Genomic DNA, 3227 nt, shown 5'->3' with positions numbered 1-3227 from the left:
GCCCTGGTTGTCGCCGGTCAGCATGATGGTCTGGATGCCACGCTCGTTCATGTCGTGGATGGCCTGCTTGGAGCCGGACTTGACCTGGTCGGTCACTGCCAGAACCCCGGCAAGCTTGCCGCCAATGGCCACGAAGATGGTCGTGCGGCCCTGATCCTCCCAGCTGCGGGCAGTACCCAAGAGGGATTGCGCGCCAGCTTGGTCCGCTATTTCGTTCTCGAGTTCGATTCCCTTGCTCTCGAGCAGTCTACGGTTGCCGACAAGAACATGCGGGGTTCCTTTGCCTGCCTCGAAGGAGCCGGAGGGGAAGGTCGCATCGATGCCAGCGCCGGTAACCGAGTCGAAGTCCTTGGCCGGGGCCAGCTCCAGGTTGCGATCCTTGGCAGCCTGGACGATGGCCTGGGCCAGGGGGTGCTCCGAATTGCTCTCGGCGCTCGCGGCCGCCCTGATCAGCAGGTCATCATTGATTCCCTGCACGCTCAGGGCATCAGCCAGTTCAGGCCGGCCTTGGGTTATGGTGCCGGTCTTGTCAAGGACGATGGTGTCGACGTCATGCGCTCCCTGCAGGGCGTCTGCCGACCGGTAGAGTACACCGGCACGGGCACCGCGTCCGGTGCCGATTGTCACGGATAGGGGAGTGGCCAGGCCGAGGGCGCAGGGGCAGGCGATGACCAGGACGGAGACCGCCGCCACGATTCCGTATACTCCGCGGGGCATGGGGCCGAATGCCCACCAGGCCACGAAGGTCCAGAGCGCTACCAGGATGACTCCGGGGATGAAGATTGACGATATTCGGTCGGCCAGTTTCTGAATGGGCGCTTTGGAGGTTTGAGCCGTCTTGACCAGCCGGATGATCTGTGCCAGGACCGTGTCCTGCCCTACCTGGGTGGCCCTGTAGCGCAGGGAGCCCGTGCCGTTGACGGTGGCTCCAACCAGGGAATCGCCCTCCTGCTTGAGGACGGGCATGGGCTCGCCGGTCACCATGGATTCGTCCACTGAGGATGATCCGGAGATGACCTGGCCGTCCACCGGCAGCTTCTCGCCCGGATGGACCTGAATCACGTCTCCGACGACTACATCGTCGACGGCGATTTCCTGGGTGGTCTCCCTGCCACCCTGGTCGGTCCTCACCACGGTGGCGGTCTTGGGCCTGAGTCCGATAAGGGCGCGGATGGCATCGCCGGTGCCGCGCCGGGCTCGTGCCTCCAGGATTTGGCCGAGGATCATCAGGGTAATGATGGTGCCCACGGCCTCGTAATATGGTTCACGGCTTCCCTCAGGCAGGAGTTGCGGGGCCACAGTGACCACCAGTGAGTAGAGGAAGGCTGTGGCAGTGCCCAGGGCGACCAGGGAGTTCATCTCCGGGGCCCGGTGTGCCAGGGCCAGCCACCCGGTGCGGTGGATGGGCCAGCCCGAGTAGAACATGACCGGCAATATCAGGACAAGCTGGACCCAGGGGTTCATCAGAATGTGGGGCATGGGCAGGAACATGCCGAACATGGCTGGTATGAAAACCGGGAGCGTGAAGACCAGGGCTACGATGAATCGCCTGGTCAGGTCACGGATTTCTGCTGTGCGCTCCTGGTCGGCCTCGTCCTGGTCGTTGCCGCCATTGGTCTGGGCGGGCTTGGCGGATTCGGCGGCCTCGGCCTGTGAACGTTCGTCTTGTGACTGGCTGCTTTGTGCTTGTTCGGATTGTGCCTCGGCACCGCCTGTCGCCGGTCCATTGGTGGCCCGGAGCATCCCGTGGAGCATGTTCATTCCGCAGGCGAAGGGATAGTCGCCGGCCTTGGGCGGGGTCAGCTGGACGGTCGAGGTCTGGAAGGCGGGCAAGGTCTTGTCGATATTGAAGTCATTGAAGACCACGTGTGAGGAGCATTCCCCGCTCTCCTGGCGGTCGAAGACCAGCTTGACCGGCCGCCCGGCCTGAACCTGGATCAGCTGAGGGCTGTATCCGCCCTTGACTGTGATGTGGACGGTCTGGACGCCGCCCTCATCCTTGGCCTGGGTGGCCTTTCTGGGCGCGAAGAAGTACCAGATGATGCCCGCCGTGATGACCAGGGCTGCGATAAGGACCAGGATGCTGCTCATGTGGCCCACTATACCCCCCAGGGGTATACTGATAGTGAATTTCGAGATGGGTTTCATGAATTCGAGTTAGTCCCGGCTCCGCCATGAAGGCCATTGACTAGGAATGGAGTAAATCTTGCCCGGATATGCCAACGATAAAAAGCGGACCATCACCAGACTCCGGCGTGTCGAGGGCCAGGTCAGAGCCATCGAGCAGATGGTCGAGTCAGACACCTACTGCATTGACATCCTCACCCAGATTGCCGCCTCGACCAGCGCCCTGAAGTCGGTGGCTCTGACCCTGCTGGACGACCACATGAACCACTGCGTCCGCGAGGCTGCCGAAAAGGGAGGCGAGGAGGCCGACGAGAAGATGCAGGAGGCTTCCGATGCCATAGCCCGCCTGGTCCGTTCCTAGCAGCCTTCGTCAGACAGGTTTTATCCGCCCTGGAATAGCAGCCCATAAGCAACGGGTATAGGCATTCTTCCGGGAATCGCTGGACTTCCGCTTCTTTCCTGTTAGATTGAACCCAACCCCAGACCGTTCGGTCCTGGTGAGAAGAAATCGATGAGGGAGAGGCAATGTCGGAAACAAGTTGGGATTGGGCGGCCCTGATAGTGGTCGTCATTCTCTTTGCGGGGCTGGCCCTGCTGAGCAGGAAGACCAAGGTCAACTTCAGTTGGCGGGTCATCATAGCGACGGTACTGGGAATACTGGTAGGTGTGGGCTTCTCCGGTCACACCACCTATGTGGGGGCATTCGGCAACGTCTGGTCCGAGGTCATTTCGGCCCTGGTGGTGCCCCTTCTGCTCTTCAGCATCATTGCCAGCATCAGCCGTATCGGAGGGTCTGGTCGGCTGAAAAGCATCAGTGTGAAGACCATCGTTCTGCTGCTGGTCAACACCTTCACAGCCGCCGTGATAGCCCTGGTTTTGGGGCTGCTCTTCCAGGTCGGCAAGGGGTTCAACCAGGCCCTGCCTAAGGAGGCCAAGCCTCACGAGGTGCCAGGGGTGCTCGATACCCTGGTCGGTCTCTTCCCCTCGAATCTGGCGGCAAACTGGGCCCAGAACCAGGTTATCCCTGTCGTGATCTTCGCCATCCTCCTGGCGGTCTCTCTGAACAAGGCTGCCTCAACCCCGCGCGGCGAGCAGAGCGT

Annotated in this window: 3 protein-coding genes; 2 read left to right on the top strand and 1 reads right to left on the bottom strand. The window is 61.6% G+C overall.

Translation table 11 applies throughout. The features are described from left to right. The coding region (locus tag AC0AP0_RS10835) for a heavy metal translocating P-type ATPase (protein ID WP_490430470.1) at positions 1-2091 on the bottom strand (2091 nt) is incomplete at its 3' end. A gap of 115 nt (positions 2092-2206) precedes the next feature. Between AC0AP0_RS10835 and AC0AP0_RS10830 the strand changes: the two genes are divergently transcribed. Both AC0AP0_RS10830 and AC0AP0_RS10825 read left to right on the top strand, forming a co-directional pair. Beyond that, complete coding sequence (locus AC0AP0_RS10830; protein ID WP_045934848.1) at positions 2207-2488, top strand: metal-sensitive transcriptional regulator; 282 nt, start codon at positions 2207-2209, stop codon at positions 2486-2488. 164 nt (positions 2489-2652) lie between these two features. Next, a partial coding sequence (locus AC0AP0_RS10825; RefSeq protein WP_490430469.1) for a dicarboxylate/amino acid:cation symporter occupies positions 2653-3227 on the top strand: 575 nt, incomplete at its 3' end.

It is taken from the genome of Bifidobacterium sp. POST2/T3 (B1) (assembly GCF_058197115.1).
This window is presented reverse-complemented; position numbering and strand designations above follow the sequence as displayed.